Annotated in this window: 23 protein-coding genes; 15 read left to right on the top strand and 8 right to left on the bottom strand. The window is 68.2% G+C overall.

Going from position 1 to position 25662, the window contains the following annotated elements:
* Positions 1-23: 23 nt before the first annotated feature.
* A complete protein-coding gene (locus tag LGN17_RS26485; protein WP_226199492.1) occupies positions 24-2294 on the bottom strand; it encodes an NADP-dependent malic enzyme in 2271 nt (756 codons plus the stop codon).
* A gap of 460 nt (positions 2295-2754) precedes the next feature.
* On the opposite strand from LGN17_RS26485, the gene LGN17_RS26480 reads away from it, so the two are divergent.
* The 7 genes from LGN17_RS26480 to LGN17_RS26450 all read left to right on the top strand — a co-directional run bounded on the left by LGN17_RS26480 (position 2755) and on the right by LGN17_RS26450 (position 10262).
* Complete coding sequence (locus LGN17_RS26480; RefSeq protein WP_011350651.1) at positions 2755-3441, top strand: orotate phosphoribosyltransferase; 687 nt, start codon at positions 2755-2757, stop codon at positions 3439-3441.
* Between the two features lie 240 nt (positions 3442-3681).
* Positions 3682-4275: a YbhB/YbcL family Raf kinase inhibitor-like protein gene (locus LGN17_RS26475; protein ID WP_226199489.1), complete on the top strand. Its 594-nt coding sequence runs from the start codon at positions 3682-3684 to the stop codon at positions 4273-4275.
* 220 nt (positions 4276-4495) lie between these two features.
* On the top strand, positions 4496-5068 hold the full coding sequence (locus tag LGN17_RS26470) for a flavodoxin family protein (RefSeq protein WP_069246909.1): 573 nt from the start codon (positions 4496-4498) through the stop codon (positions 5066-5068).
* A 154-nt stretch (positions 5069-5222) separates the two neighbouring features.
* Positions 5223-6173, top strand: a complete 951-nt coding sequence (argC, locus tag LGN17_RS26465; protein ID WP_174918426.1) for an N-acetyl-gamma-glutamyl-phosphate reductase — start codon at positions 5223-5225, stop codon at positions 6171-6173.
* Positions 6174-6609: 436 nt separating this feature from the next.
* Entirely contained in the window at positions 6610-8022 is a 1413-nt protein-coding gene (locus tag LGN17_RS26460) for a DUF2957 domain-containing protein (protein ID WP_226199487.1), read from the top strand.
* Between the two features lie 146 nt (positions 8023-8168).
* A complete protein-coding gene (locus tag LGN17_RS26455) occupies positions 8169-9410 on the top strand; it encodes a DUF2957 domain-containing protein (RefSeq protein WP_226199484.1) in 1242 nt (413 codons plus the stop codon).
* Positions 9411-9428: 18 nt separating this feature from the next.
* A complete protein-coding gene (locus LGN17_RS26450) occupies positions 9429-10262 on the top strand; it encodes an OmpW/AlkL family protein (RefSeq protein ID WP_226199481.1) in 834 nt (277 codons plus the stop codon).
* Between the two features lie 184 nt (positions 10263-10446).
* Here the strand turns inward: LGN17_RS26450 and LGN17_RS26445 are convergent, their stop codons facing one another.
* Entirely contained in the window at positions 10447-11376 is a 930-nt protein-coding gene (locus LGN17_RS26445; RefSeq protein ID WP_226199477.1) for a LysR family transcriptional regulator, read from the bottom strand.
* Between the two features lie 97 nt (positions 11377-11473).
* Between LGN17_RS26445 and LGN17_RS26440 the strand changes: the two genes are divergently transcribed.
* On the top strand, positions 11474-12757 hold the full coding sequence (locus tag LGN17_RS26440; RefSeq protein WP_226199475.1) for an MFS transporter: 1284 nt from the start codon (positions 11474-11476) through the stop codon (positions 12755-12757).
* Positions 12758-12843: 86 nt separating this feature from the next.
* Here the strand turns inward: LGN17_RS26440 and LGN17_RS26435 are convergent, their stop codons facing one another.
* Entirely contained in the window at positions 12844-13485 is a 642-nt protein-coding gene (locus LGN17_RS26435; protein WP_175958306.1) for a LysE family translocator, read from the bottom strand.
* Positions 13486-13561: 76 nt separating this feature from the next.
* Positions 13562-14506 (bottom strand): NAD(P)-dependent oxidoreductase, encoded by a 945-nt coding sequence (locus tag LGN17_RS26430; RefSeq protein WP_226199538.1) that lies wholly within the window; start codon positions 14504-14506, stop codon positions 13562-13564.
* A 21-nt stretch (positions 14507-14527) separates the two neighbouring features.
* Here LGN17_RS26430 and LGN17_RS26425 point away from each other — a divergent pair, with 21 nt between their 5' ends.
* A complete protein-coding gene (locus LGN17_RS26425) occupies positions 14528-15292 on the top strand; it encodes a Mut7-C ubiquitin/RNAse domain-containing protein (protein ID WP_226199472.1) in 765 nt (254 codons plus the stop codon).
* Positions 15293-15369: 77 nt separating this feature from the next.
* Here LGN17_RS26425 and LGN17_RS26420 read toward each other — a convergent pair whose 3' ends face one another.
* A complete protein-coding gene (locus LGN17_RS26420; protein ID WP_226199469.1) occupies positions 15370-15606 on the bottom strand; it encodes a hypothetical protein in 237 nt (78 codons plus the stop codon).
* Positions 15607-15964: 358 nt separating this feature from the next.
* Here LGN17_RS26420 and LGN17_RS26415 point away from each other — a divergent pair, with 358 nt between their 5' ends.
* Genes LGN17_RS26415 through LGN17_RS26400 form a run of 4 tightly spaced genes read left to right on the top strand, consistent with a single transcriptional unit; the run spans position 15965 to position 20223 of the window.
* Complete coding sequence (locus LGN17_RS26415; protein WP_226199467.1) at positions 15965-17170, top strand: efflux RND transporter periplasmic adaptor subunit; 1206 nt, start codon at positions 15965-15967, stop codon at positions 17168-17170.
* A gap of 7 nt (positions 17171-17177) precedes the next feature.
* Positions 17178-17876, top strand: a complete 699-nt coding sequence (locus LGN17_RS26410; RefSeq protein ID WP_011350637.1) for an ABC transporter ATP-binding protein — start codon at positions 17178-17180, stop codon at positions 17874-17876.
* A gap of 21 nt (positions 17877-17897) precedes the next feature.
* Positions 17898-19052, top strand: coding sequence for an ABC transporter permease (locus LGN17_RS26405; protein WP_226199464.1), 1155 nt, complete (start codon positions 17898-17900; stop codon positions 19050-19052).
* 4 nt (positions 19053-19056) lie between these two features.
* Positions 19057-20223 (top strand): ABC transporter permease, encoded by a 1167-nt coding sequence (locus LGN17_RS26400; RefSeq protein WP_226199460.1) that lies wholly within the window; start codon positions 19057-19059, stop codon positions 20221-20223.
* A 16-nt stretch (positions 20224-20239) separates the two neighbouring features.
* Here LGN17_RS26400 and LGN17_RS26395 read toward each other — a convergent pair whose 3' ends face one another.
* The 3 genes from LGN17_RS26395 to LGN17_RS26385 all read right to left on the bottom strand — a co-directional run bounded on the left by LGN17_RS26395 (position 20240) and on the right by LGN17_RS26385 (position 23074).
* Complete coding sequence (locus tag LGN17_RS26395) at positions 20240-21571, bottom strand: carotenoid oxygenase family protein (RefSeq protein ID WP_226199458.1); 1332 nt, start codon at positions 21569-21571, stop codon at positions 20240-20242.
* 17 nt (positions 21572-21588) lie between these two features.
* Positions 21589-22215, bottom strand: a complete 627-nt coding sequence (locus LGN17_RS26390) for a DUF2239 family protein (RefSeq protein WP_226199456.1) — start codon at positions 22213-22215, stop codon at positions 21589-21591.
* 127 nt (positions 22216-22342) lie between these two features.
* On the bottom strand, positions 22343-23074 hold the full coding sequence (locus LGN17_RS26385; protein ID WP_226199454.1) for a glutathione S-transferase family protein: 732 nt from the start codon (positions 23072-23074) through the stop codon (positions 22343-22345).
* Between the two features lie 39 nt (positions 23075-23113).
* Here LGN17_RS26385 and LGN17_RS26380 point away from each other — a divergent pair, with 39 nt between their 5' ends.
* Positions 23114-24088 carry a LysR substrate-binding domain-containing protein gene (locus LGN17_RS26380; protein ID WP_226199452.1) on the top strand — a complete coding sequence of 325 codons (975 nt, stop codon included), beginning with the start codon at positions 23114-23116 and terminating at the stop codon, positions 24086-24088.
* A gap of 206 nt (positions 24089-24294) precedes the next feature.
* Positions 24295-25635, top strand: coding sequence for an MFS transporter (locus LGN17_RS26375; RefSeq protein ID WP_226199448.1), 1341 nt, complete (start codon positions 24295-24297; stop codon positions 25633-25635).
* Positions 25636-25662: the final 27 nt, after the last annotated feature.

Here is a 25662-nt window from a genome sequence, read left to right as displayed (position 1 = left end):
GCGCGGCACACGCGGGCGTGGACTTACTTCGTGTTCACGTTCGCGGCGGCAACGGCCGTCATGTTGATGATCCGGCGCACGGTCGCGGCCGGCGTCAGGATGTGGACCGGCTTCGCCGCGCCGAGCAGGAACGGGCCGACCGTCACGCCTTCGCCGCCGACCATCTTCAGCAGGTTGTACGCGATGTTCGCCGCTTCGACGTTCGGCATGATCAGCAGGTTCGCTTCACCCGACAGCGTCGTGCCGGGGAAGGCCTGCTTGCGGATCATTTCCGACAGCGCCGCGTCGCCGTGCATTTCGCCGTCGACTTCCAGGTTCGGCGCACGTTCGACGATCAGCTTGCGAGCCTCGCCCATCCGGCGCGACGATGCCGACGGCGCGCTGCCGAAGTTCGAGTTCGACAGCAGCGCAGCCTTCGGCACAATGCCGAAGCGCTCGATCTCGGCCGCCGCCTGGATCGTCATGTCGGCGAGCTGTTCGGCGCTCGGCAGCTCGTTCACGTACGTATCGCACACGAACAGGTTGCGGCCCGGCAGCATCAGCAGGTTCATCGCCGCGAAGTGCTCGGCGCCCTTCGCGCGGCCCAGCACCTGCTCGATGAACTTCAGGTGGCTGTGGAACGTGTCGATCATCCCGCAGATCATCCCGTCCGCGTCGCCCTGGTGCACGAGCATCGCGCCGATCAGCGTGTTGAACTTGCGCATCGCGGCCTTCGCGACTTCCGGCGTCACGCCGTCGCGCGCGCCGATCTCCTGATACGCCTGCCAGTAGCGGTGGTAGCGCGCATCGTCTTCCGGATCGACGATTTCGAAATCGGTGCCGGCCTTCAGCTTCGAACCGATCTTTTGCAGGCGCATGTCGACGACCGACGGACGGCCAACGATGATCGGCTTCGCGATCTTCTCCTGCAGCACGAACTGCGCGGCGCGCAGCACGCGCTCGTCCTCGCCCTCGGCGAACACGATGCGGGCCTGCTTCTGCTTCGCAGTCGCGAACACCGGGCGCATCACCATGCCGGTGCGGTAGACAGTCGCGCCGAGCTGCTCGCGGTAGGCATCCATGTCCTGGATCGGACGCGTCGCGACGCCCGAATCCATCGCGGCCTGTGCGACGGCCGGCGCGATCTTGATGATCAGGCGCGGGTCGAACGGCTTCGGAATCAGGTAGTCCGGCCCGAATTCGAGCGAGTGGCCTTCATACGCCTTCGCGACTTCCTCGCTCTGGTCGGTTTCCTGGGCCAGCTCGGCGATCGCGCGCACGCACGCGAGCTTCATTTCTTCCGTGATCGTCGTCGCGCCGACGTCGAGCGCGCCGCGGAAGATGAACGGGAAGCACAGCACGTTGTTGACCTGGTTCGGGTAGTCCGAACGGCCGGTCGCGACGATCGCGTCCGGGCGCACGGCCTTCGCGTCTTCCGGGCGGATTTCCGGTTCCGGGTTCGCGAGCGCCAGGATCAGCGGGCGGTCGCCCATCGTCTTGACCATGTCCTGCTTCAGCACGCCCGCGCTCGAGCAGCCGAGGAACACGTCGGCATCGACGATCGCGTCGGCGAGCGTGCGTGCGTCGGTGGTCGCCGCATAGCGCTGCTTCGACGGATCGAGGTTGCCGCGCCCTTCGTAGATCACGCCCTTCGAATCGGCGACGAGGATGTTCGACTTCGTCAGGCCGAGGTTCACCAGCAGGTCCAGGCACGCGATCGCCGCGGCGCCCGCACCCGAGCACACGAGCTTCACTTCGGACAGCTTCTTGCCGACGACCTTCAGGCCGTTCAGGATCGCGGCCGACGCGATGATCGCGGTGCCGTGCTGGTCATCGTGGAAGACGGGGATCTTCATGCGCTCGCGCAGCTTCTGCTCGATATAGAAGCATTCCGGCGCCTTGATGTCCTCGAGGTTGATGCCGCCGAGCGTCGGCTCGAGCATCGCGATCGCCTCGACGAGCTTGTCGGGGTCGGACTCCGACAGTTCGATGTCGAACACGTCGATGCCCGCGAATTTCTTGAAGAGGCAGCCCTTGCCTTCCATCACCGGCTTCGCGGCGAGCGGGCCGATGTTGCCGAGGCCGAGCACGGCGGTACCGTTCGTGATGACGCCGACGAGGTTGCCGCGCGACGTGTACTTCTGCGCGTCGAGCGGATCGGCGTGGATCGCTTCGCACGCAGCGGCGACGCCCGGCGAATACGCGAGCGACAGATCGAGCTGGTTCGACAGCGGCTTGGTCGGGGTGACCGAAATCTTGCCGGGTTTCGGGTTCAGGTGATAAGCCAGTGCGGCCTGCTTCAGTTGTTCGTCCATGATTGACCTGCGAGAGACATGCGAAATATTGACGGTTCAGTACACAGCACCTTCGGCCGCGTCTGCTTGAATCGAGGGGGTGATCGACTGCGAGACGGCACGCGACGCGCCGGGTCGGCACGCCATCGAACCTTGGCGGGTGGCAAGAGGAAAGTACAAAGTACTGAACGATTTCTAAGGGTCGCCTAGTGTACACCCCGCGCATGGCGCATGTTGGTGCAGCGCCGCATCCTCCGCATCAGCACGCGGGCGGTCAGGCCCCGTTTGTTTCGCCGGTGGTGAGCCGCGTGGCGAACCTGCGCGAATTCCGCCGAAAACCGGCCTGAATCGGGTAAAATAGCCGGCTACGCGCGCAGCGATGCGATTGGCCGTCCGATCGCGCCCCGGCCCCCTGGGCAGGTTCCCCTTGCTGCGCCACCGGGCCCGCGCCCGCTCTTCGCTCATCACCCAAGGAATGCCCATGACAGGCTACGATCGTCAGTCGATCTCGGATACGACCGCCAAAATCCTGCTCGAAGTACAGGCAGTGCACTTCAATGCAGAAAAACCGTTCATCTTCACGTCCGGCTGGGCAAGCCCCGTCTACATCGACTGCCGCAAGCTGATTTCGTATCCGCGCGTGCGCCGCGCGCTGATGGAGATGGCTGAAACGACGATCACGCGCGACATCGGCTTCGAGCAGATCGATGCGGTGGCGGGCGGCGAGACGGCCGGCATCCCGTTCGCGGCATGGATCGCGGACCGGATGATGGTGCCGATGCAGTACGTGCGCAAAAAGCCGAAGGGTTTCGGCCGCAACGCGCAGATCGAAGGCCATCTGGAAGAAGGCTCGCGCGTGCTGCTGGTGGAAGACCTGACGACCGACAGCCGCAGCAAGATCAACTTCGTCAACGCGCTGCGCACCGCAGGCGCGACGGTGAACCACTGCTTCGTGCTGTTCCACTACAACATCTTCAAGGAAAGCGTGTCGGTCCTGAAGGACATCGACGTCGACCTGCACGCGCTCGCCACGTGGTGGGACGTGCTGCGCGTCGCGAAGGCATCGGGCTACTTCGAGACGAAGACGCTCGACGAAGTCGAGAAATTCCTGCACGCACCGGCCGAGTGGTCGGCTGCGCACGGCGGCGCGACGTCCCCGAAGGACTGACGCCGCGTCGGCCCGCTGGCCGGCGTCCTGGCTGAACCAGCCGCCCGCTTCATCGCGGGCGGTTTTTTTTCGCCCGTCGATCCGCGCAGGAAACGATCGCGACCGCGGGTGGCGGCGTGCATCGCTCATCGAACCCTAATGCTAGACTTGATCCATCGCTGCCATCAGCTGCGCAGGCAACGCACTACGCCAACAATGCCGGACGCATCGGTCCGGCCCACGTGACGGGAGAAGCGCCATATGCGTGTGGATCGCCAGATCACTCCGCCTGCGCCATCGGGTCGCCCGTCGCCATTCCTCGCCGCCCTCCTTTACGCCGTCGCCCTCGCTGCCCTGCCCGCGCATGCGGAAGGTCCGTTCACCGTGACGAGCGACGACCTGAGCCCAGGCGGGCGCGTCCCCGCCGCGAACGTGTTCGACCGCGGCGACTGCAAGGGCGGCAACCGCTCGCCGCAACTCACCTGGCACAACCCGCCGCCCGGCACGCACGGTTACGCAGTCACGGTCTTCGATCCCGATGCACCGGGGCACGGCTGGTGGCACTGGGCCGTGGCGGGCATTCCGGCGACGGTCACGAGCCTGCCCGCCGACGCGAGCGCGTCCGGGTTCCTGCGGCGCATCGGCGCGAGCGAGGCGCGCAACGACTTCGGGATCGACGGCTACGGCGGCCCGTGCCCGCCGCCCGGCAAGCCGCACCGCTACGTGATCACCGTCTATGCGCTGAAAGGCGGCGACCTGCGCGTCGCGCAGGGCCGCCCCGCGCCGATGTTCGAGCACGAGATCGGCACGCTGGCGATCGGCACCGCGCAACTCACGGTCAACTACGGGCAGTAATGCGCATCGGGCGCCGGGCATTGCACGCCGCCGCACCGCGACTGCCAGCCGCCGCGGCATGACGGACTCCGCGAGCGCGCGGTTTCCCGTCATTTCGGCTTGCTAGACTGGTCGTCACCGGTCGCGGCGCCACGCCGCGCATCCGTCGCGCCGCCCGCCGGCGACGCGTGACGCGGCGCGCCTGCGGCCGCCGTTCCCGTTCCTTTCTGGAGAGCGCTTCATGTCGAACATCGTCATCGTCTATCACAGCGGCTACGGTCACACGCAGAAACTGGCCGAGGCCGTGCACGCGGGCGCGCAGGAAGCCGGCGCGACCGTGCGCCTGCTCGCCGTCGGCGACGTCGACGACGCGGGCTGGGCCGCGCTCGACGCGGCCGACGCGATCGTCTTCGGTGCGCCGACCTACATGGGCGGCCCGTCGGCGCAGTTCAAGCAATTTGCCGATGCGACGTCGAAAGCGTGGTTCACGCAGAAATGGAAGGACAAGATCGCCGCGGGCTTCACGAACTCCGCGACGATGAACGGCGACAAGTTCTCGACGATTCAATATTTCGTCACGCTGTCGATGCAGCATGGGATGGTGTGGGTCGGCACGAGCCTGATGCCGGCCAACTCGAAGGCGGCCACACGCAACGACATCAACTACCTGGGCGGCTCGACGGGCCTGCTCGCGCAGTCGCCGGCGGATTCGACGCCCGACGAGGGCCCGCTGCCGGGCGACCTCGAGACCGGCAAGGCATTCGGCCGGCGCGTTGCCGAAGCGACCGCCCGCTGGGTCGCCGGCCGCGGCTGAGCACGCCCCGGCGCCCGCGCCGCCGGGCGCCAAAGGGACACAAGACGGTCCGCCGGCCGTCTTTTTTTCGTCCCGCGCGGTGCAGGCGCGCCGGATGACGTCTTAAAATGGCGGATTCAGGGCGCGGGCCCCCGTTTCATTCAGTGAGAGCGAAATGAGCACCAAAGTTTTTGTCGACGGCCAGGAAGGCACGACCGGCCTCAAGATCTTCGAATACCTGTCGGCACGCAGCGACATCGAGATCCTGCGCATCGATGAAGCGAAGCGCAAGGACGTCGAAGAGCGCCGCCGCCTGATCAACGCGTCGGACGTCACGTTCCTGTGCCTGCCGGACGTCGCATCGCGCGAATCGGCGTCGCTCGTCGAGAACCCGAACACGACGCTGATCGACGCGAGTACCGCGTTCCGCACCAGCGCCGACTGGGCGTACGGTCTGCCGGAGCTGACCCGCGCGCAGCGCGAGAAGATTCGCACGTCGAAGCGCATCGCGGTGCCGGGCTGCCACGCATCGGCCTTCGTGCTCGCGATGCGTCCGCTCGTCGATGCAGGCATCGTCGCGCCGACGTTCGCCGCGCACAGCTACTCGATCACCGGCTACAGCGGCGGCGGCAAGTCGATGATCGCCGACTATGAAAACGCGGCGCCGGGCGGCAAGCTCGCGAGCCCGCGTCCGTACGCGCTCGGCCTCACGCACAAGCACCTGCCGGAAATGGCCGCGCACACGGGCCTCGCGAACCCGCCGATCTTCACGCCGATCGTCGGCCCGTTCCTGAAGGGGCTCGCGGTGACGACCTACTTCACGCCCGAGCAGCTCGCGAAGCGCACGACGCCGCAGGACGTGCAGCGCGTGTTCGCCGAGTACTACGCGGACGAAGCATTCGTGCGCGTCGCGCCGTTCGATGCGGACGCGAACCTGGACGGCGGCTTCTTCGACGTGCAGGCGAACAACGACACGAACCGGGTCGACCTGTTCGTGTTCGGCAACGAAGAGCGCTTCGTCACGGTCGCGCGCCTCGACAACCTCGGCAAGGGCGCATCGGGCGCCGCGATCCAGTGCATGAACCTGAGCATCGGCGCGGCCGAGGACGCGGGTCTCAAACGCTGATTCAACATCGCATGCAATGCAAAGCCGGCCACTGGCCGGCTTTTTATTTACTCGTATCAGGCAATATATAAAAAATCCCGGATCGCGCATTTACAAATATTTACAAGCTTTCCATTGCGTGATTACCAGTGAATTAATCCCACCCCTTCCTTATCCAGTCAATCCCGAATAGGGATAAACCGGATACCCGCCGCTTTAAACGCTGCCGTTATACGCAGGAAGGCTCTTCGCCGGCCTGTCCGGCGTCGTACATCCCCCACTCCGGCCGCTTCCGGCAGCCTGTCTCACGTTTTAATTCTTACTGAATGCCGCGTCAGACAAGGATTCAAAACACGATACCCGTTTCAATCGCCTTTTTTAGACGGGTTCATCAATTGACAGCAAAAATCAAGGCGGCGACATTAGCTCGCACAATTAAACGATTGGAGACAGCGGCATGTCGCACACCTTATCGAAGGGGGTGGCAACGGCCTTTGCCATTGCCCCTTTCCTGGTTGCATGTGGTGGGGGGGACGGCGGCGCACCCGCGCCGATCAATGCGCCCCAATGTTCCGGATCGAGCTGCGGCACGCAAGGGCCGCCGCCGTCACAGCCCGTCAACGGTTCGCTGTGCCCGGCCAACGCCGACATCGTGAAGAACACGTACCTCGGCGGCGCCGGTAGCGGCGAGATCGTCAGCGTCAACATCGACGCCGTGGCGATGACCTACACGCTCAAGTGGCTCGAATCGCCGATTCCGCTCGCGACCGGCACGGTCACGCCGAGCCGCGCAGGCACGACGATCACCGGTGCGGTCATGCACCCGCCGACCGGCACGCTGCCGACCGCGGAGCAGACGCGCTGCGCATTCATCCTCACGCCGGGCACGGGCAAGGCGCCGAACGGCACGACCTATTCGACGGCCGCCGACTTCAACCAGGCAAACCCGCCGATGCTGCTGGTCGGCATGGGTGTCGCGGGCGGCGGCATTCCGGGCGCGACGATCCAGTACGACGGGCTGACGATCATCCCGGGTCTCGTGCAAAACGTCGGCCAGGTACCGAACCGTCACTTCGACTTCTATCCGTTCCTCGGCTTCGCGAACACGACGACGGACCTCTCGAAGCTGCCGGGCACGTACAACGCGCTGATCTACCACCTCGTGCCGTCGGGCAACTACGCGACGAAGGGCACGAACTCGAGCGAGACGTTCGACGCGAACGGCGCCTGCACGTCGACGAGTTCGGGCGGCTGCCAGACGACCGGCAACCCGTGGACCGTGAACACCGCGAACGGCGGCTACTTCGACAGCACGAAGGCGCCGCAGACGCTGCCGCAAACGCAGTTGCCGATCGTCGGCGCGACCGGCAAGTCGGCCACCGCGCACATGGTGATCGGCCAGCTCAACGGCGCGACGGTGCCGGTGATCGTGCGCACGGGCAACGTGAACCTCGGCACGCCGCCGCTGCATACCGATGCGCAAGTCGACGACGAATCGGGCATCGCGGTGCTCGGCGCGGCAACGGCGATCACGTCGGGTGCGATCGACGGCGGCTACGCGGGCGCGGACTCGAACTTCAAGTACACCGCTGCGCTGATCCGCGGCAGCAACGCATCGTTCATCAACCCGAGTACGCAGGACGAGGAAGACGGTTTCACGCTCGACTACGGCCAGACGACGCCGGGCCTGCTCAACGCGACGACGATTCCGAAGAGCGGTAGCGCCGCCTCGGGCGTGGTGATCGCAACGGGCGGGCTGTACGCGGCGCTGATCCAGGGCACGGTGAACGGCGGCGTGACGCCGACGTCGGCGAATTCGACCACGTCGTCGGCCCCGTACTTCGGCGTGGGTGCGCAGATCAGCAAGTGACGAGGACGCGGCGGCGGCCGGCCCGCCGCCGCGTGATGCAGGGAAGGCACGAAAGCGCTCGGCACGGCGCAAGCAGGACGAGCACAACCAACAGAAGCGGCCGACAGGGAGCTGGCCGCCACACAAGACAAATCTGGAGGAGCAACATGAAGCGCAACCTCATTCTGGCGGCGGCCCTTGCCGCCCCCCTTCTTTCTGCTTGCGGCGGCGGCGACGACAATCCGCCCCCGCTCGTCGAAGACCGGCTCTGTCCGGCCTCGCTCGACTACACCACCGTGTTTACGGGTGGCGCGGGCAGCGGCGAACTCGCGAAGGTCCAGCTCGACACGACCAAGATGACCTGGCAGGTCACGTACGTCGAATCGGCGGTGCCGCAGACGACCGGCACCGTCGTGCCGACCCGCGCGGGCACCGTCGACAGCGGCACGCTCACGCAGGAAACGCTGCTGCCGACCAACAAGCTGAACCAGTGCGCATTCCGCCTGAACGGCGCGAGCCTCGATCCGTCGCGCCCGGCGCGCATCTTCGTCGGCATGGGCGTCGCGGGCGGCACGATTCCCGGCAAGGAAATCCAGTTCAACGGCGTGCTCGGCCAGGCCGCGGTGCCCGACACGAAATTCCCGTACTACCCGTTCATCGGCTTCTCGTCGATCGAGACCGACATCACGAAGGTTGCGGGCACATACAGTCACGTGGGCTTCGGTGAAGTGCCGTCGCAGAACTTCGCGCCGGCGTCGATCGACGCGAAGGTGACGATCAACGCCGACGGCAGCTGGACCAAGTGCGACACGACCGGCCAGTTCGCCGGCGGCGCGTGCACGCAGCAAGGCACGAACTTCGTGCAGTCGGCGGACGGCAGCGGCGCGTTCCAGTCGAACAACTACGCGAGCCAGCTGAAGCCGACGCTGTCGGCGACGCCGCAGGGCAAGGGCTTCATGATCGTCGGCAAGCTGCGCAACCAGCTCGTGCCGATCCTCGTCCGCACCGGCGTCGCGAACCCGAACCCGACGCCCGACAGCAACGGCGTGCCGGGTCTCACCGCCGACGACGAATCGAGCATCTCGATCCTCGCACCGCAGACGACGATCGCGGTCGGCTCGCAGAACGGCGAGTACATCGGCGTCGACAGCCAGTTCGACTACCGCACCACCGCGCTGACGAACAACCAGGCGACGCTGCTCGATCCGTTCAACGCGTCGCAGGCCTCACTCGCGACCGCGCTCGATCTCGACTACACGCAGAAGGTGCCGGGCACGGTCACGACGATCCACACGGGTGCCAGCAGCTCGACGCCGACCGGCAAGTTCATCTTCACGGGTGGCGTGTTCGGGTTCCTCGACAACGCCGGATCGACGCCGTATTTCACGATCGGCGCATTCGTCCAGTAAGCGGAGGGGGAAGCCGTGATGAAGAAAACCCTTCTCCGTGCCGCGGCCGGCGCCGCCGTGCTGGCGCCGCTCGCGGCGCACGCGCAGAGCGCCGGCAGCAACGTCGTCACGCTGGGCTGGTTCCACGTGATGCCGCAGCAGAGCAGCACGCCGATGGCGACCAACGTCGCGCCGACGCCGATCAACACGCCGCTGCGGCTGCCGCCGTCGTTCACGTCGCCGGGCACCGGGCTGCACACCAGCGGCGCCGACACCGTCGGCCTGACGGTCAGCCACTTCCTGACCGACCATATCGCGGTGACATCGGTGGCCGGCGTGCCGCCGGTGTTCAAGGTGTCGGGCCAGGGCACGATCAAGCCGCCCGGCCCTGCCGGCGCGCTCGGCACGCAGAACATCGGGCTGGCGTCGGTCAACCCGATCGTGAAGAGCGTGCGGCAATGGAGCCCGGCCGTGCTGCTGCAGTACTACTTCGGGCAGGCGACCGCGAAGTTCCGGCCGTTCCTCGGCCTCGGCGTGTCGTACAACTGGTTCAGCGACCTGCAGCTCAACACGAACTTCATCAAGCAGACGCAGGACAACCTCGGCGCGGTTCTCGCCGCGGGCGCGGGCAAGCCGGGTACGACATCGGTGGAGGCGAAGGCGTCGTCGTCGTGGCAGCCGGTGTTCAACGCGGGGCTGCAGTACAACATGACGGAGCATTTCGGGCTGGTCGCGTCGGTAACGTACATCCCGCTGAAGACGACGTCGACGGTGACGATCAAGGCAGCCGACGGCACGGTGCTCTCGGAGTCGAAATCGGACCTGAAGGCCGACCCGATCATCAGCTACGTCGGGATGACGTACAAGTTCTGAGCGCGGCGACGGACGACGAATGGAGGGCCGCGACAAAATCGCAGGCAAAAAAAAGCCCGCCTAAGAGGCGGGCTGAATCCATATCAGAGGAGACATGGAGGAGACAGGTGCAACTATAGCGAATCGGTTTCCGCAATGCAACATTTCCGTAGAGAAAATAAGGATTTTCCCTCGAAGTTCGCCTCTAGACTGGCTTCATTGCATCTGACCCCACCCTGTTTTCCCGATCGAGCACTTCGCCCAGCGCATCGCGCAGCAGCGCGACCGGCCGCGCCAGCCGGCCCGGCAGTGCGCCGTGCACGATCCACACGTTGATCCGCGTCTCGAGCCCCACCGTTTCCACCACTCTCAGCGCATCGCGATGCGCGCTGCGCGCCAGCGCGTTCGGCGCGGCGATACCGATGCCCGCGCCGCGCGCGACGAGCGACAGCTGCAACTCCGAACCGAATGCCTCGACCGCGACGTCGAACGGTAGCCCGGCCGCACCGAGCATGCGGCTCAGCGCCGAACGCATCCCGCAGCCGTCCTGGCTCAGCACCCACGGAAAACCCGACAGCGTGTCGATCGACAGCGGACCGTCCGGCAGCGGAAAGTCGCGCGCGGCGACGAGCACCGTCGGCTGCGTGCCGAGCAGCGTCGCGACGAACGCGTCGGGCAGCGCCGCACTGGCCGGCACCATCACGGCCGCGACGTCGAGCGCGCCACGCTCGACGCCCTGCATCAACGCGGGCGACCAGCCGGCCGTCACGCGCAGCGTGAGGCGCGGAAATGCGTCACGCAGCCGGTCGATCGGCTGCTCGAGCGCCAGCTCGGACAGGAACGGCGGCACGCCGATGCGCAGTTCGCCCGACGGCTCGCTGTCCGGCGCGCCCGCCGCCATCAGCGCGTCGACCGCGCACAGCACGTTGCGCGCGAGCGCGTAGACGTCGCGCCCGGCGGCGGTCGGCTTCAGCGGCTTGCTTTGCCGTTCAAGCAGCGGCATGCCGAGCAGCGTTTCGAGGTTCTGCACGCGCCGCGTCAGGCCCGGCTGCGTCAGGTGGAGTTTCGCGGCCGCGGCGACCATCGACCCGCTGTCGACCACCGCGACGAATGCCTGGAGATCACGCGTATTCAAAACAAACTCGCATAATCATGTTATTGATATTTCAATTGTCGCATAAACATCGGGCACCTACGATGGGTACTTCTTCGACCCACTCGCCAGGCTTCCGATGAACTGCCCTGCCACCCCTTGCCCCGCCGCCATTCGCACGCCGGTCAGCACGCCGCCCGCATTGAGCGCGGGCATGACGCTGTTCTTCGCCGCGACGGTCGGCGTGATCGTGATGGACCTGTTCGCCGCACAACCGCTGACGGGCCCGATCAGCGCCGACCTGCGCCTGCCGCCCGCCCTGGCCGGCCTCGTTGCGATGCTGCCGCAGCTCGGCTACGCGGCCGGGCTCGTGCTGCTCGTACCGCTCGTCGACCTGCTCGAGAATCGTCGATTGATCGTCACGACGCTGGCCGCGTGCGCGGCCGCGCTCGCGCTGCCGGCGTTCACGCGGTCCGGCACCGTGTTCCTGCTGGCGACGTTCGTGGCCGGCGCTGCGTCGAGCGTGATCCAGATGCTCGTGCCGATGGCCGCGTCGATGGCACCCGAGGCGCAGCGCGGCCGCGCGGTCGGCAACGTGATGAGCGGGCTGATGCTTGGCATCCTGCTGTCGCGGCCGCTCGCGAGCCTGATCGCGGGCTCGGCCGGCTGGCGCGGGTTCTACGTGCTGGCCGCGCTCGCGAACGCCGCAATCGCCGTCGTGCTCGCGCTGCGACTGCCGTCGCGCACGCCGTCGATCACGGCCGGCTACCGCGCGCTGCTCGCATCGATGGGGCGCCTGCTCGCCGACGAGCCGGTGCTGCGCCGGCATGCGCTGTCGGCCGCGCTCGCGATGGCCGCGTTCAGCGCATTCTGGACCGCGGTCGGGCTGCGGCTCGCGCAACCGCCGTTCGGCCTCGACCTGCACGGCATTGCGCTGTTCGCGTTCGCCGGTGCGAGCGGTGCGATCGTCACGCCGCTCGCGGGCCGCGCCGGCGACCGCGGCCATGGCCCGGCCGCGCAGCGGATCGCGCACGGCACGATGCTCGTAGCGCTCGTCGTGCTCGGGATCGCGGGCGCCGGCTGGTTCGGCTTCGACGCGCACGCCCATCGCAGCCTCGCGCTCGCGCTGCTGGCCGGCGGCGCGGCGCTGCTCGACGCGGGCGTCATCGTCGACCAGACAATCGGCCGCCGCGAGATCAACCTGCTCAACCCGGCCGCGCGTGGCCGCCTGAACGGGCTGTTCGTCGGGCTGTTCTTCATCGGCGGCGCGCTCGGCGCGGTGCTCGCAGGCACCGCGTGGGACTGGGGTGGATGGAGCGCGGTATGCGGCGTGGGGTTCGCGTTCGCCGGCGCGGCCGCCGTCTTCGGGCTCACGGACGGACGCCGGGCCGGCGCAACGGCGTTGACGCGCCCGCGTGCGTAGGCCAAGCGTGACGCAGGCCCGAAAGGCCGAACGCCCCGCCCTCTGGCGAGGGACGGGGCGTTCGGTGCACCGGTGCCAGTGCGAAATCAGTGACGGACCAGCGCCATCATCGCGCCGAAGCCGACGAACAGCCCGCCCGTCAGCCGGTTGAAGATCTTCGCCACGCTCTGGCTCTTCAACGTCGCGCCGATGCGCGTGCCGAACGACGCGTAGACGAGATACCAGCTCACCTCGATCACCGCGAACGTGACGACGAGCATGCCGAACTGCGGCAGCGTCGGCTCGGCCGCGTTGATGAACTGCGGCAGCAGCGCGGCCGCGAACAGGATCGCCTTCGGGTTGCTGCCCGCGACCAGGAATCCGTTGCGGAACAGCGTCCCGCGCGATGCCGGCGCGGCCTGGCGCGACACGGTTTCGACGTCGGCGGCGGGCTGCTCGCCGTCGACGCGGGCGCGCCACGCCTTCACGCCGAGGTAGATCAGGTAGGCCGCGCCCGCAAAGCGCAGCGTATTGAACATCGCCGGCCACGCTTCGAGCACCGCGCCGAGGCCCGCCGCCGACACCGACAGCATCAGCACCAGCGCGGTGAGACAACCGGCCATCGTCCACGTCGAACGCCGCAGCCCGTGCCGCGCGCCGTGCGTCATCACCAGCAGCATGTTCGGGCCCGGAATCGCCGACACGACGAACACCGTCGCCACGAAAAGCCACCATGTATGCAAGTTCATGCGCGCCTCTGCCTCGATGTAAGGGAAAACGAAACATCGATTATGCCGGTGCGCCGGCCTTCTGTCGCGCGACGGATCAGCGGCCCGCGCGGCGCAGCGCGACTTCGCCGAGCACCGCGAAATCCTGCTCGCCGCCGCCGTGTGCAAGCGCATCGAGCAGGTTGTCGCGCACGACGCTCGCCACCGGCAGCGGCACCGATACGGCGTCACCGGCTTCCAGCGCGAGGCGAACGTCCTTCAACCCGAGGCGTGCCTTGAAGCGCGCGGGCTCGTAGCGCCGCTCGGCGATCATGCCGCCGTAGCCTTCGTAGACGGGGCCCGGAAACACGCTGCCGGTAATGACGTCGAGGAAATCGCGCATCGCGACGCCATGCGCGCCGAGCAATGCAGCGGCCTCGCCGAGCGTCTCGATCGCCGACGCGAGCGTGAAGTTCGCGGCGATCTTCGCGACGTTCGCGTGCTGCGGCAGCGACCCGAACCGCCAGGTCTTCTGGCCGATCGCGTCGAACAGCGGCTGCACGCGGTCGATCGCCTCGGCCGGGCCGCCCGCCATGATCGTCAGGCGCGCGGCGGCCGCGACGTCGGGCCGCCCCATCACCGGCGCGGCGACGTAATGGATGCCGCGCGACGCATGCGCGTGCGCGAGCGATTCGGCCAGCGCGACCGACACCGTCGCCATGTTCACGTGAATCAGGCCGCGCGGCGCCTGTGCGAGCAGCGCATCGTCGAAGATCGCGCGCGCCGCGGCGTCGTCGGCCAGCATCGAGAACACCGCGTCGCCGCGAAACGCGTCGGCCGGCGTGTCGACGATCTGCGCGCCGACGGCAACGAGCGGCTCGGCGCGCTCGCGCGACCGGTTCCAGACCCGCACCGTGTGCCCGGCCTTCAGCAGGTTCGTCGCGATTGCCTGCCCCATTTCACCCAGCCCGATAAATCCGAGATCCATTTCCCGCTCCTTCGCTCCGTGAAGCGGGGAGTTAAACACAGATGTGCCGCGGCTGCAGGGCACGCAGCCGGCCATGCGCAGTGCCATACTGCGCGCATGCCGACCGCGACCTTCCGCTTCCACGACGAACTGAACGCCTTTCTCCCGCGCGCGCAGCGCGACCGCGCGTTCGGGCACGCATGCGCGCGCGACGCGACGCTGAAGCACGCGATCGAGGCGCTCGGCGTCCCGCATACGGAAATCGGCCGGCTGTGCGTGAACGATGCGCCGGCCACGCTCGACCGGCCGCTCGACGAAGGCGACCGGGTCGAAGCCTTTCCGGAACGCGCGCAGCCAGCGGCAAACGGGGCCGCCGTGCCGCCGCCGGCGCAATGGCGCTTCGTCGCCGACGCGCATCTCGGCGGCCTCGCGCAACTGCTGCGCCTCGCGGGTTTCGACACCCGCTACGACAACCACTACCGCGACGACGAGCTCGCGGCGCTCGCCGCGCGGGAGGGCCGGATCGTGCTAACCCGCGACCGCGAGCTGCTCAAGCGGCGCGCGGTCGAGCGCGGCTGCTACCTGCACGCGCTGCAGCCAGCCGACCAGCTGCGCGAACTGTTCGCGCGGCTCGATCTCGCGCCGCACATGCGACCGTTCCGGCTGTGCCTGCGCTGCAATGCGCCGCTGCATCCGCTCGACGCGGCGGCTGCAGCGCCGCGCGTGCCGGCCGGCGTCCGGCAGCGGCACCGGCGCTTCGCCGCGTGCGACGTATGCCGGCGCGTGTTCTGGGAAGGCTCGCACTGGCGGCGCATGCGCACGGTGGTCGACGCGATGCGCACGCCGCCGGCGGCGCCGCTGCCCGGCGAACCCGGCGCCTGAAAAAACAAGACCCCGCATGCGTGAACATGCGGGGTCTCGCGACGAGTGGCCGGCGGTGCCGGCCCCGGTCGAAGCGCTTAGTTGGCTGCGCCTGCGTCGTTCGTGCCGGCTGCCGATGCGGCTGCGGCCTTCGCCTTGCCCTTGGCCGAACCGTGGTGCTTCAGCGTGTGCTTCGGCTTGCTGTGATCCTTCTTCATCGGTGCGGAAGCCGGTGCCATCGCGCCTGCCGGCGCCGATGCCGTCTCCTGTGCGAATGCCGAAACCGATGCGAGTGCGAATGCTGCGGTCATGATCGAAGCGAGCGTCTTCTTCATTGTTCTTCCTTTAGCGGAGAAAAAGTCAAACGTACCGGTAAGTAAAGATGCGAGGCATCGCATCGGAGCCCCAGGCCACGAGGCCGGCTTTCGCCGTTCCGCCGCGACAAAACCTGACGCACTGGTTCCATAACGCACCGCGTTCGCGGCAAGTTGACACGTTGCGTGCCCCCTCGGGTTTCCCCGAGGGAGCACGCCTATTCCCCTGCCGGCGACCGGTCCGGCGGCGGCTGCGGCGCCGCCGCCAACCCGCTCGCGCGCCGTCGGGGCGACGCTTATACTGGCGTCCATCCGTCCCTTTCCCCGGAAACCGGATCGCGGCAGGTCGCCAGGCCGCCGCCGTCTCGAGGCGCTCAAATTGCCCGATCACAACCTGGACAAACTGAAGATCGACCGGCGGCCGCTCGCACCGGCGCCCCGCCGGCGCCGGTGGCTCCGCTATGGGGTCGCCGCCGCGGCCGTCATCGGCGCGATCGCCGCCGGCCTCGCGCTGACCGGTCGGCCGGCCGTCGAAACCACCGCCGTCACGTCCGCCTACCCGTACCAGAACGACACGCAGCTCAATGCGACCGGCTACGTCGTGCCGCAGCGCAAGGCCGCGGTCGCGTCGAAGGGCCAGGGGCGCGTCGAATGGCTCGGCGTACTGGAAGGCACGCGCGTGAAGAAGGACGAGATCATCGCGCGCCTCGAAAGCCGCGACGTCGAAGCCTCGCTGGCGCAGGCGCTCGCGCAGGTGAAGGTCGCCCGCGCCAACCTGGGCGTCGAGCAGGCCGAACTGAAGGACGCGGAGATCGCGTTGCGCCGCACCTCGGTGCTCGCGCCAAAGGGCGCCGTGCCGGCCGCGCAGCTCGATACCGACACGGCCCGCGTGAACAAGGCGCGCGCGTCGGTCAACAGCGACCAGGCCGCGATCGCGTCCGCCGAGGCCAACGCACAGGCCGCGCAGGTCGCGGTCGACCAGACGGTGATCCGCGCCCCGTTCGACGGCATCGTTCTCGCGAAGCACGCGAACGTCGGCGACAACATCACGCCGTTCTCGTCCGCGTCGGACAGCAAGGGCGCCGTCGTGACGATTGCCGACATGGACACGCTCGAGGTCGAGGCCGACGTCGCCGAATCGAACATCGCGAAGATCCGCGCCGAGCAGCCGTGCGAGATCCAGCTCGACGCGCTGCCCGACATGCGCTTCGCGGGCCGCGTGTCGCGCATCGTGCCGACCGTCGACCGCTCGAAAGCCACCGTGCTCGTGAAGGTGCGCTTCGTCGACCGCGACGACCGCGTGCTGCCCGACATGAGCGCGAAGATCGCGTTCCTGTCGAAGCCCGTGTCGGCGCAGGACCGGCGGCCCGTGACGGCCGTGCAGGCGAGCGCGGTCGTGGAACGCGACGGGCGGCCGGTCGTGTTCGTCGTGACGGACGACGTCGTGCACGCAGTGGCCGTGACGGCCGGCATGCGGATCGGCGAACTCGTCGCGATCCGCGGCGTGAAGCCCGGTGACACGGTCGTCCTTGCGCCGGGCCCGAAGCTGAAGGACGGCGCGAAAGTGACCGTCGCGAAGAAGTAGCGCACGCGTGAACGACGCCCCGCCGCCCCTCGTCGAAATCAGCCACGTCGCGAAGTCGTACCGGCGCGGCAACCAGATCGTGCCCGTGCTGACCGACATCACGCTCGACATCGGCGAAGGCGACTTCGTCGCGCTGATGGGGCCGTCCGGTTCCGGCAAGAGCACGCTGCTGAACCTGGTGGCCGGCATCGACCGGCCCGACAGCGGCGAGCTGCGCGTGGGCGGGCTCGACATCTCGCTGCTCGCGGAGGCGCAACTGGCCGAATGGCGCGCGGCGAACGTCGGCTTCATCTTCCAGTTCTACAACCTGATGCCGGTGCTCACCGCGTTCGAGAACGTCGAGCTGCCGCTGATGCTCACGCACCTGTCGCGCCGCGAGCGGCGCGAACGCGTCGAACTCGTGCTCGACATGGTGAATCTCGGCGACCGGACGAGCCATTACCCGTCCGAGCTGTCGGGCGGCCAGCAGCAGCGCGTCGCGATCGCGCGCGCGCTGATCACCGATCCCGTGCTGATCGTCGCCGACGAGCCGACCGGCGACCTCGACCGCGCGTCGGCCACCGACGTGCTCGCGATGCTGCAGCGGATGAACGCCGAACTCGGCAAGACGATCATCATGGTGACCCACGACGCGCACGCGGCCGGCGCCGCGCGCTCGCTCGTGCATCTGGAAAAAGGGGAACTGATCGATGGGCACGCCGGCTGACCGGCCGCGGGAGCGCGCGCGATGTACGTGCTGAAGCTGATCGCGCGCAACGCGCTGCGGCACCGGCTGCGCACGCTGCTGACCGTGCTCGGGCTGACCGTCGCCGTGCTCGCGTTCGGGCTGCTGCACACCGTGGTCGATGCGTGGTACGCGGGCGCGGCCGCCGCATCCAGCGGGCGGCTCGTCACGCGCAATGCGATCTCGCTCGTGTTTCCGCTGCCCGTGAGCTACGAGAACCGGATTCGCGGCGTCGAAGGCGTGACGGCCGTGGTCCGCTCGAACTGGTTCGGCGGCATCTACCGCGACCCGAAGAACTTCTTCGCGAGCTTCGCGGTATCGGACAACTATCTCGACCTGTACCCGGAATTCATCGTCCCGGACCCGCAGCGCGCCGACTACGACCGCGACCGGCGCGGCTGCCTGGTCGGGCGCCAGCTCGCGACGCAGTTCGGCTTCAAGATTGGCGACGTGATCCCGCTGAAAGGCACGATCTACCCGGGCACCTGGGATTTCGTCGTGCGCGGGATCTTCGACGGCCGCGACGACTCGACGATCACCCGCCAGCTGGTGTTCCACTGGGACTACCTGAACGAGACGGTGCGCCAGCGCACGCCGAAGCAGGCCGACCAGGTCGGCGTATTCGTGCTCGGCGTCGCGAACCCCGACGACGGCGCGTCGATCGCGCGCAACGTCGACGCGGTGTTCAAGAACTCGCTCGCCGAGACGCTGACCGAAACCGAGCAGGCGTTCCAGCTCGGCTTCGTCGCGATGTCGAACCAGATCATCGCGGCGATCCGCGTCGTGTCGTACGTCGTGATCCTGATCATCATGGCCGTGATGGCCAACGCGATGGCGATGAGCGCGCGCGAACGCACGGCCGAATACGCGACGCTGAAGGCGCTCGGCTTCGGCCCCGGCTTCCTCGCGCTGATCGTGTTCGGCGAATCGGTCGTGATCGCGGTGGCCGGCGGCGGGCTCGGGATCCTCGCGACGCCGCCCGCCGCGAGCCTGTTCAAGCAGGCGGCCGGCGGCATCTTCCCGGTGTTCAAGGTGTCGGCCGAGACGGTCATGCTGCAGGCCGCGTGCTCGGTCGCGGTCGGCTTCGCGGCGGCGCTCGTGCCGGCGTGGCAGGCGGCGCGCGTGCGCGTCGTGGAAGGCCTGCGGGCGATCGGGTAGAAGCATGGCGATCCCGCTCAACTACATCGCGCGCAACCTGTGGACGCGGCGGCTCACCACCGCGCTGACCGCCGGCGGGATGGCGCTCGTGATCTTCGTGTTCGCGACGGTGCAGATGCTCGACGCGGGGCTCACGAAGACGCTCGTGTCGACCGGCGAACCCGACAACGCGGTGGTGATCCGCAAGGGCGCCGAAACCGAGATCCAGAGTTCGATCGACCACCAGCAGGCCAACGCGCTCGAGATGCACCCGGCCGTCGCGCTCGGCCCCGACGGCCGGCCGCTCGTGTCGAAGGAAGCGGTCGTGCTGATTTCGCTGGTCAAGACGTCGTCCGGCAAGCCGTCGAACGTCGTGATCCGCGGCGTGTCGCCGGCCGGCCTCGCGCTGCGCCCGCACGTGAAGCTCGTCGCCGGCCGCATGTTCACGCCCGGCTCGTCGGAGATCATCGTCGGCAGCGCGATCGCGAAGGGGTTCAGCGGCACGCAGCTCGGCGACAGCCTGCATTTCGCGCAGCGCGACTGGACCATCGTCGGCATCTTCGACGCGGGCGGCAGCGGCTTCGATTCGGAGATCTGGGGCGACGTCGACCAGCTGATGCAGTCGTTCCGGCGCACCAGCTATTCGTCGATGGTGCTGCGCATCCCGGGCGCCGACGGCTTCGCGCGCTTCAAGGCCGACATCGACGTCGACCCGCGTCTCACCGACGAGGCGAAGCGCGAGCAGACCTTCTACGGCGACCAGTCGAAGGCGCTGTCGAAGTTCATCAACATCCTCGGCATCACGCTGTCGACGATCTTCTCGATCGCCGCGATGATCGGCGCGATGATCACGATGTACGCGTCGGTCGCGAACCGCGTCGCCGAGATCGGCACGCTGCGCGCGCTCGGCTTCAAGCGCATGAGCGTGCTCACCGCGTTCCTGCTCGAAGCGCTGCTGCTCGGCTTCGTCGGCGGCGTCGCGGGGCTTGCGTGCGCGTCGCTGATGCAGTTCGCGTCGTTCTCGACGACCAACTTTCAAACCTTCGCCGACCTGTCGTTCCGCTTCGTGCTGACGCCCGCGATCGTCGTGAAGACGCTGCTGTTCTCGCTCGCGATGGGGCTCGTCGGCGGGTTCCTGCCGGCCCTGCGCGCCGCGCGGCTGAAGATCGTCGACGCGCTGCGCGCGCAGTGACGCGCGGCCCCGCCGCTCAGCGCACGCGCGGCACCCACGCACCGTGGAACCCGGCCGGCACGCGGCGCGGCAGGTGCACGGTCGCGACCGGCCCGCCGTCGATCGCACGCGCATCGAGGATCACGACGTCGCTCGTATCCGACGCCGCGCGGTAGACCATCACCAGCAGCCAGCCGTCGTCCTCGTCGACGCCGCCCGGGCGCGGCACGAACACCGGCTCGCCGTTCTGGTCGCCGGCCGGCACCGCGTAGCGCGTCGTCGCGCCGCGCGCGTGGTCGAAGCGCATCACGCCGCGCATTTCCGCGTTGTTAGGCTGCTCGACCGCATACAGGTAACGGTAAGGGCGCCCCGTGCGGCTTTCGTTGATGCGCGGCAGCTCGATGCCGCCGTCGGCGAGCGGCCCTTCGTCGATCAGCCCGTTCGCCGTATCGATCACGTAGCGCCACAGCTGGCCGACCGGGTTGTCGGCGAAGCGGCCCGTGCGCGCGTCGAACCGCAGGAACCACGGATAGCGCACCGCATCGAGCACGATGCAGGATTCGTCGCAGTCGTATGCGTTCACGACGTGCTGGATAAAGCACGGCTCGATGCCGAACCAGCGCATGTCGCCGCCGTGACGCGGGATCACGCCGATGCGCGCGGGCCGGTCGTCGTGCCAGCGCAGCGGCATCCGGTGGCCCTGCTTCAGCAGCGAGAAGTCGTAGCCGACGTTCAGGTCGAGCAGCAGGCTGCGGGTTTCGGTGATCGCGAGATCGTGCATCATCGACGGCGCGCCCAGGTCGATCTCGATATCGACGCGCTGCACGCCTTGCGCGTCGGCAACGCCATAGCGCAGCCACGGTGCGCGCCAGTCCGCGCGAAACGCGATCAGCTCGCCGGTCACCGGATCGACCTTCGGATGCGCGGTCATCCCGCCGCCGAGGCTTGCGTGCCGCGCCGGCACGCCGAGCGAATCGAGCGCTGCCGTGATCGCGAACGGCGCGCCGCCCTCCGCCAGCGCAAGCAATTCGCCGGCGTGCTGCAGCACGCTCACGTTCGGATTGGTGTCGGGCAGGCGCGATGCCTCTTCAGGCGCATGCACGGCGGCCCAGCGCTGCGTGCGCGCCCAGCGGTTCCGGTAGCCGATCGCGCGGCCGCCTTCGAACGCGATCGCATGCAGCATAGCGGCTTCCGGCCACCATGACAGCACGTCGTTTCCTTCGAAGCGGCCGCCCGGCGGATTCGGGCCGTTGCGCAGCAGCGTGCCGTCGAGTTCCCGCGGGATAGCGCCGGTCACGTGCAGGTCGACGAGATCGACTTCGTCGGCGACCGGCGCGATCGCGCCGCGGTTCAGGTCGAATGCGGTCATGGCGTCGGATGCTCCTTTCAGCAGTCTTCGGTGGACGGCGGCAGCTCGCCGCGCGCCAGCGCGAGCGCATGGTCGCGCACGTCGTCCGGCCAGCCGGCGATCAGCTCGGCGAGCCGTGCCGGGTCGTTCGCATACAGCGCCCGCGCGGCCTCCTCGAACCCGGGCAGGTCGCCCGCCATCGCCGACATGAAGTGGTAGGCGCGCGCCTGCGCGTCGCGTTGCCGGTCGGCTTGCGCGTACGTGCGTCGTGCGTCCTCGACGAGCTTGCGCAACGCAACCGACGCGCCGCCGGGCTGCGTAGCCAGCCATTCCCAGTGACGCGGCAACAGCGTGACCTCGCGCGACACGACGCCGAGCTTCGGCCGACCGCGGCCGCGCTGTTCACCCGCGCCGGCCGGCTCGCCGGCGGCACCCGCGGCGTCGCCCGACGGCGGCGCGTAGCGCGCGCGGATTTCGTCCGCCGTGCCGCGCAGGTCGAGATCGATCGAGCGGCCCGTCGCATCGTCGAAGATCAGGATCGTGCCGGGCATCGCGTCGCCGGCAGCCTGCCGGACCGCGAGCGCGACCGTCGCGAGCGGGCCCGACGCGAGCCGTCGATGGCCGTCGAAGGCCGTGTAGGAAGGGAGAAGTGTGGTGGTGGTCATCGTGGGCGCCCGCGGGCTGGAATCGGAATATCGCTATTTTTATCCGGGTATAAATTGAATGTCAATATTATCCGGGTAAAAAAGCAGCGCCCGCGCGCGCCATCCCTTCGGGCGATCATGACGCCAGTCAGATCGCGCGGGCCGGAATCGCGATGTCGCGTGCGCTTGCCAGCGCATCGTCGACCGATACATGCCCTTCGAACGCCGATGACGCCGGCAGCGGCAGGTTTTCCTCGATCGCCTGCGCGAATTGCACGCCTGCATCGTCGGCGAGCCGCGCACGCAGCGCGGCAATGCGCGGGAATGCCGCGGGCTCGAACACCGCGTGATAGTCGGCCCAGCGCGCGATCCCGGCGAAGTACGCGTCGGCCAGCGTGCGCCGTGCGCCCAGCAGCCACGGGCCGTCACCGCGCGCGAGCATCGCCTCGAGCTGCCGGTGCGCCTTCAGCACCTTGCCGCGGCCGTACGCCTGCAACGCCGCTTTCTCGGCGCCTTCGGTGTCGTGTTCGTACACATGCCAGAGCGCGCCAAACGCGTTGAAGAACGTCGTGTTCAGCCACGCCAGCATCCGGTTCAGCCGGTCGAATTCCGCGCTGCCCTGGCGGAACGCGAGGCCGCTGTCGAGCGCCTGCGCGCCGATGTGGCCGAGAATCGCGAGGCTTTCGGTCAGCACGTCACCGTTTGCGGTCACGAACGCCGGCGTCTCGGCGACGGGGTTCAGCGCGAGGTACGCGTCGCTTGTCACGATGCCCGGCATCGTAACGCGCGACAGCCGGTACGGGCGGCCGATCCATTCGAGCGCAACGATCGAGCCGAACGAGCAGCCGGCGGGAACACCGTAGAGAAGGATGGGAGACATGGGAGATTCCGCAGAAGTTGAACGAGCAGTCATGCTCCCATGGCGAACGATGGCGCAGTAGCCGCTAAAATTGAAACCCATCGTTTCTCCATGTGGACGCTGGAAGTGAATCTGAACGATCTCTACCTATTCGTGCAGGCGGTGGACGCCGGCAGCATGTCGGCCGCCGCGCGCCGGCTCGACCTGCCAAAATCGACGGTCAGCAAACGCGTTGCCGAGCTCGAGCGCACGCTCGGCGCGCGGCTCGTGCATCGCACGTCGCGCAGCTTCCGGCTCACGCCGGTCGGCACCGAGTTCTTCGAACATGCACGCGCGGCCGTGATCGAGGCCGAAAGCGCACGCGACGCGGTGCTGCGACAAGCCGCCGAGCCGGCCGGCGTCGTGCGGATCACGAGCTCGGTGCCGGTCGCGCAGCACATCCTCGCGCCGTGCCTGCCTGCACTGGCGATCGCGCACCCGAAACTGCTGCTGCAGATTCACGCGAGCGACCGCCTCGTCGACATCGCGCAGGAAGGCTTCGACATCGCGGTGCGCAGCCATTTCACGCCGCTGCCCGATTCCGCGCTCGTGCAACGGCCGCTCGCGGCATCGCCGATCGTCGCCGTGGCGTCGCCGGCCTATCTCGCGCGTGCCGGCACACCGGACGCGCCCGCCGATCTCGCGCAGCATGACGGGTTGCAACCGGGCCAGCAGCCGTGGCGGCTGCAACGCGACGGGGACACCGTCGACGTGACGCCGCGCCTGCGCCTGCTAGCCGACGAATCGACGCTGCTGCTGCAGGCGGCGACGGCCGGCCTCGGCATCGCGTGCCTGCCCGACTGGATCGCCGGCGCCGCGCTCGCGTCCGGTGCCCTCGTGCGCGTGTTGCCCGGCTGGCGCGCCGGCACCGTCACGACGACGCTGCTGATGCCGCACCGGCGTGGCCAGTTGCCCGGCGTGCGTGCCGCCGTCGAGTTTCTCGCGCAGCACGTGGCGCGCCATCACGGCACCGCCTCGGACGACGCACGCGTCTGAGCGGTCGCCCGATCGATCGATTCAAATCGTGAATCGATCAAGTCAGCAATTGGCATGAAAGCGCACATTTCGACATGACAGAATGACCCGGACGCCCTGCCCGCCCGCATCGGCGTCCGGCCTCCGGCCGGCGTTACCCAAACGAATGGCGCGCACCGACGCGCCTGCCGCACGACGGCACCTTCCGCCCTTCGGAGGAGACAGTCATGAATCCGCTTCACGCGCTGTCGGCGTCCGCGTCGGCAACGGCCCGGCGCACGCGCGTGCGCTGGCTGGTGCTGGCCGTCCTGTTCGCGGTCACGACGATCAACTACGCGGATCGCGCGGCGATCGCGATCGCGGGCCCGAGCCTCGCCCGCGCGCTGCACCTGAGCCACGTGCAGATCGGCTTCATCTTCTCCGCGTTCGGCTGGTCGTACGTGATCGCGCAACTGCCGGGCGGCTGGCTGCTCGACCGCTACGGGTCGCGCATCGTCTATGCGTTCAGCATCTTCTTCTGGTCGCTGTTCACGCTGCTGCAGGGCTCGATCGGCTTCTTCGGCGGCGCGGCCGCGTTCGCGCTGCTGTTCGGGCTGCGCTTCCTCGTCGGCGCGGCCGAGGCGCCGTCGTTCCCGGCCAACAGCCGGATCGTGTCCGCGTGGTTCCCGGCCGCCGAGCGCGGCACCGCGTCGGCCATTTTCAATGCCGCGCAGTACGCGGCGACCGTCGTGTTCGCGCCGCTGATGGGCTGGCTCGTGCACGCGTTCGGCTGGCAGTCGGTGTTCGCGGTGATGGGCGTGCTCGGCTTCGCGTTCGTCCTGGTATGGAACCGCACGATGTACGACCCGAAGGACCACCCGAACATCAACCGCGTGGAACTCGACTACCTCGCCGAAGGCGGCGCGCTCGTCAACATCGATCAAGCGACGGGCGGGCGCGACGGCGGCCCGTCGATGCGCCACGTGAAGGCGCTGCTGAAGAGCCGGATGCTGATCGGCGTGTACGTCGCGCAGTACTGCATCAACGCGCTCACCTATTTCTTCATCACCTGGTTTCCCGTCTATCTCGTGCAGGCGCGCGGGATGTCGATCCTCAACGCGGGGCTCGTCGCGTCGATCCCGGCCGTGTGCGGGTTCCTCGGCGGGATTCTCGGCGGCGTCGTGTCCGACGGGCTGCTCAAGCAGGGCCGCTCGCTATCGGTCGCGCGCAAGGTGCCGATCGTGTTCGGCATGCTGCTGTCGATGTCGATGATCGTCTGCAACTACACCGATTCCCACGTGCTTGTCGTGCTGTTCATGGCGCTGTCGTTCTTCGGCAAGGGGCTCGGCGCGCTCGGCTGGGCCGTCAACGCCGACACCGCGCCGCGCCAGATCGCGGGCTTGAGCGGCGCGCTGCTCAACACGTGCGGCAACCTCTCCAGCATCACGACGCCGATCGCGATCGGCTATATCGTCGACCGCAGCGGCTCGTTCAACGGCGCGCTGGTCTACGTCGTCGCGCACGCGCTCGTCGCCGTGATCTGCTACCTGTTCGTCGTCGGCGAGATCCGCCGCGTCGAGCTTCAATGAACGGCACGGGCCGCGACGGCGCAGCCG

The organism is Burkholderia sp. AU30280, from assembly GCF_020420125.1.
Classification (GTDB): Bacteria; Pseudomonadota; Gammaproteobacteria; order Burkholderiales; family Burkholderiaceae; genus Burkholderia.
Note: the sequence above shows the minus strand (reverse complement) of the source record. Positions and strands in the feature narration are given on the sequence as shown.

What these genes read in the sequence shown, in the direction of transcription:
- LGN17_RS26485 (WP_226199492.1), bottom strand. Translation starts at nt 2,294, where the DNA reads ATGGACGAACAACTGAAGCAGGCCGCACTGGCTTATCACCTGAACCCG.
- LGN17_RS26480 (WP_011350651.1), top strand. Translation starts at nt 2,755, where the DNA reads ATGACAGGCTACGATCGTCAGTCGATCTCGGATACGACCGCCAAAATC.
- LGN17_RS26475 (WP_226199489.1), top strand. Translation starts at nt 3,682, where the DNA reads ATGCGTGTGGATCGCCAGATCACTCCGCCTGCGCCATCGGGTCGCCCG.
- LGN17_RS26470 (WP_069246909.1), top strand. Translation starts at nt 4,496, where the DNA reads ATGTCGAACATCGTCATCGTCTATCACAGCGGCTACGGTCACACGCAG.
- argC (WP_174918426.1), top strand. Translation starts at nt 5,223, where the DNA reads ATGAGCACCAAAGTTTTTGTCGACGGCCAGGAAGGCACGACCGGCCTC.
- LGN17_RS26460 (WP_226199487.1), top strand. Translation starts at nt 6,610, where the DNA reads ATGTCGCACACCTTATCGAAGGGGGTGGCAACGGCCTTTGCCATTGCC.
- LGN17_RS26455 (WP_226199484.1), top strand. Translation starts at nt 8,169, where the DNA reads ATGAAGCGCAACCTCATTCTGGCGGCGGCCCTTGCCGCCCCCCTTCTT.
- LGN17_RS26450 (WP_226199481.1), top strand. Translation starts at nt 9,429, where the DNA reads ATGAAGAAAACCCTTCTCCGTGCCGCGGCCGGCGCCGCCGTGCTGGCG.
- LGN17_RS26440 (WP_226199475.1), top strand. Translation starts at nt 11,474, where the DNA reads ATGAACTGCCCTGCCACCCCTTGCCCCGCCGCCATTCGCACGCCGGTC.
- LGN17_RS26435 (WP_175958306.1), bottom strand. Translation starts at nt 13,485, where the DNA reads ATGAACTTGCATACATGGTGGCTTTTCGTGGCGACGGTGTTCGTCGTG.
- LGN17_RS26430 (WP_226199538.1), bottom strand. Translation starts at nt 14,506, where the DNA reads ATGGCCGGCTGCGTGCCCTGCAGCCGCGGCACATCTGTGTTTAACTCC.
- LGN17_RS26425 (WP_226199472.1), top strand. Translation starts at nt 14,528, where the DNA reads ATGCCGACCGCGACCTTCCGCTTCCACGACGAACTGAACGCCTTTCTC.
- LGN17_RS26420 (WP_226199469.1), bottom strand. Translation starts at nt 15,606, where the DNA reads ATGAAGAAGACGCTCGCTTCGATCATGACCGCAGCATTCGCACTCGCA.
- LGN17_RS26405 (WP_226199464.1), top strand. Translation starts at nt 17,898, where the DNA reads ATGTACGTGCTGAAGCTGATCGCGCGCAACGCGCTGCGGCACCGGCTG.
- LGN17_RS26400 (WP_226199460.1), top strand. Translation starts at nt 19,057, where the DNA reads ATGGCGATCCCGCTCAACTACATCGCGCGCAACCTGTGGACGCGGCGG.
- LGN17_RS26395 (WP_226199458.1), bottom strand. Translation starts at nt 21,571, where the DNA reads ATGACCGCATTCGACCTGAACCGCGGCGCGATCGCGCCGGTCGCCGAC.
- LGN17_RS26390 (WP_226199456.1), bottom strand. Translation starts at nt 22,215, where the DNA reads ATGACCACCACCACACTTCTCCCTTCCTACACGGCCTTCGACGGCCAT.
- LGN17_RS26385 (WP_226199454.1), bottom strand. Translation starts at nt 23,074, where the DNA reads ATGTCTCCCATCCTTCTCTACGGTGTTCCCGCCGGCTGCTCGTTCGGC.
- LGN17_RS26380 (WP_226199452.1), top strand. Translation starts at nt 23,114, where the DNA reads ATGGCGAACGATGGCGCAGTAGCCGCTAAAATTGAAACCCATCGTTTC.
- LGN17_RS26375 (WP_226199448.1), top strand. Translation starts at nt 24,295, where the DNA reads ATGAATCCGCTTCACGCGCTGTCGGCGTCCGCGTCGGCAACGGCCCGG.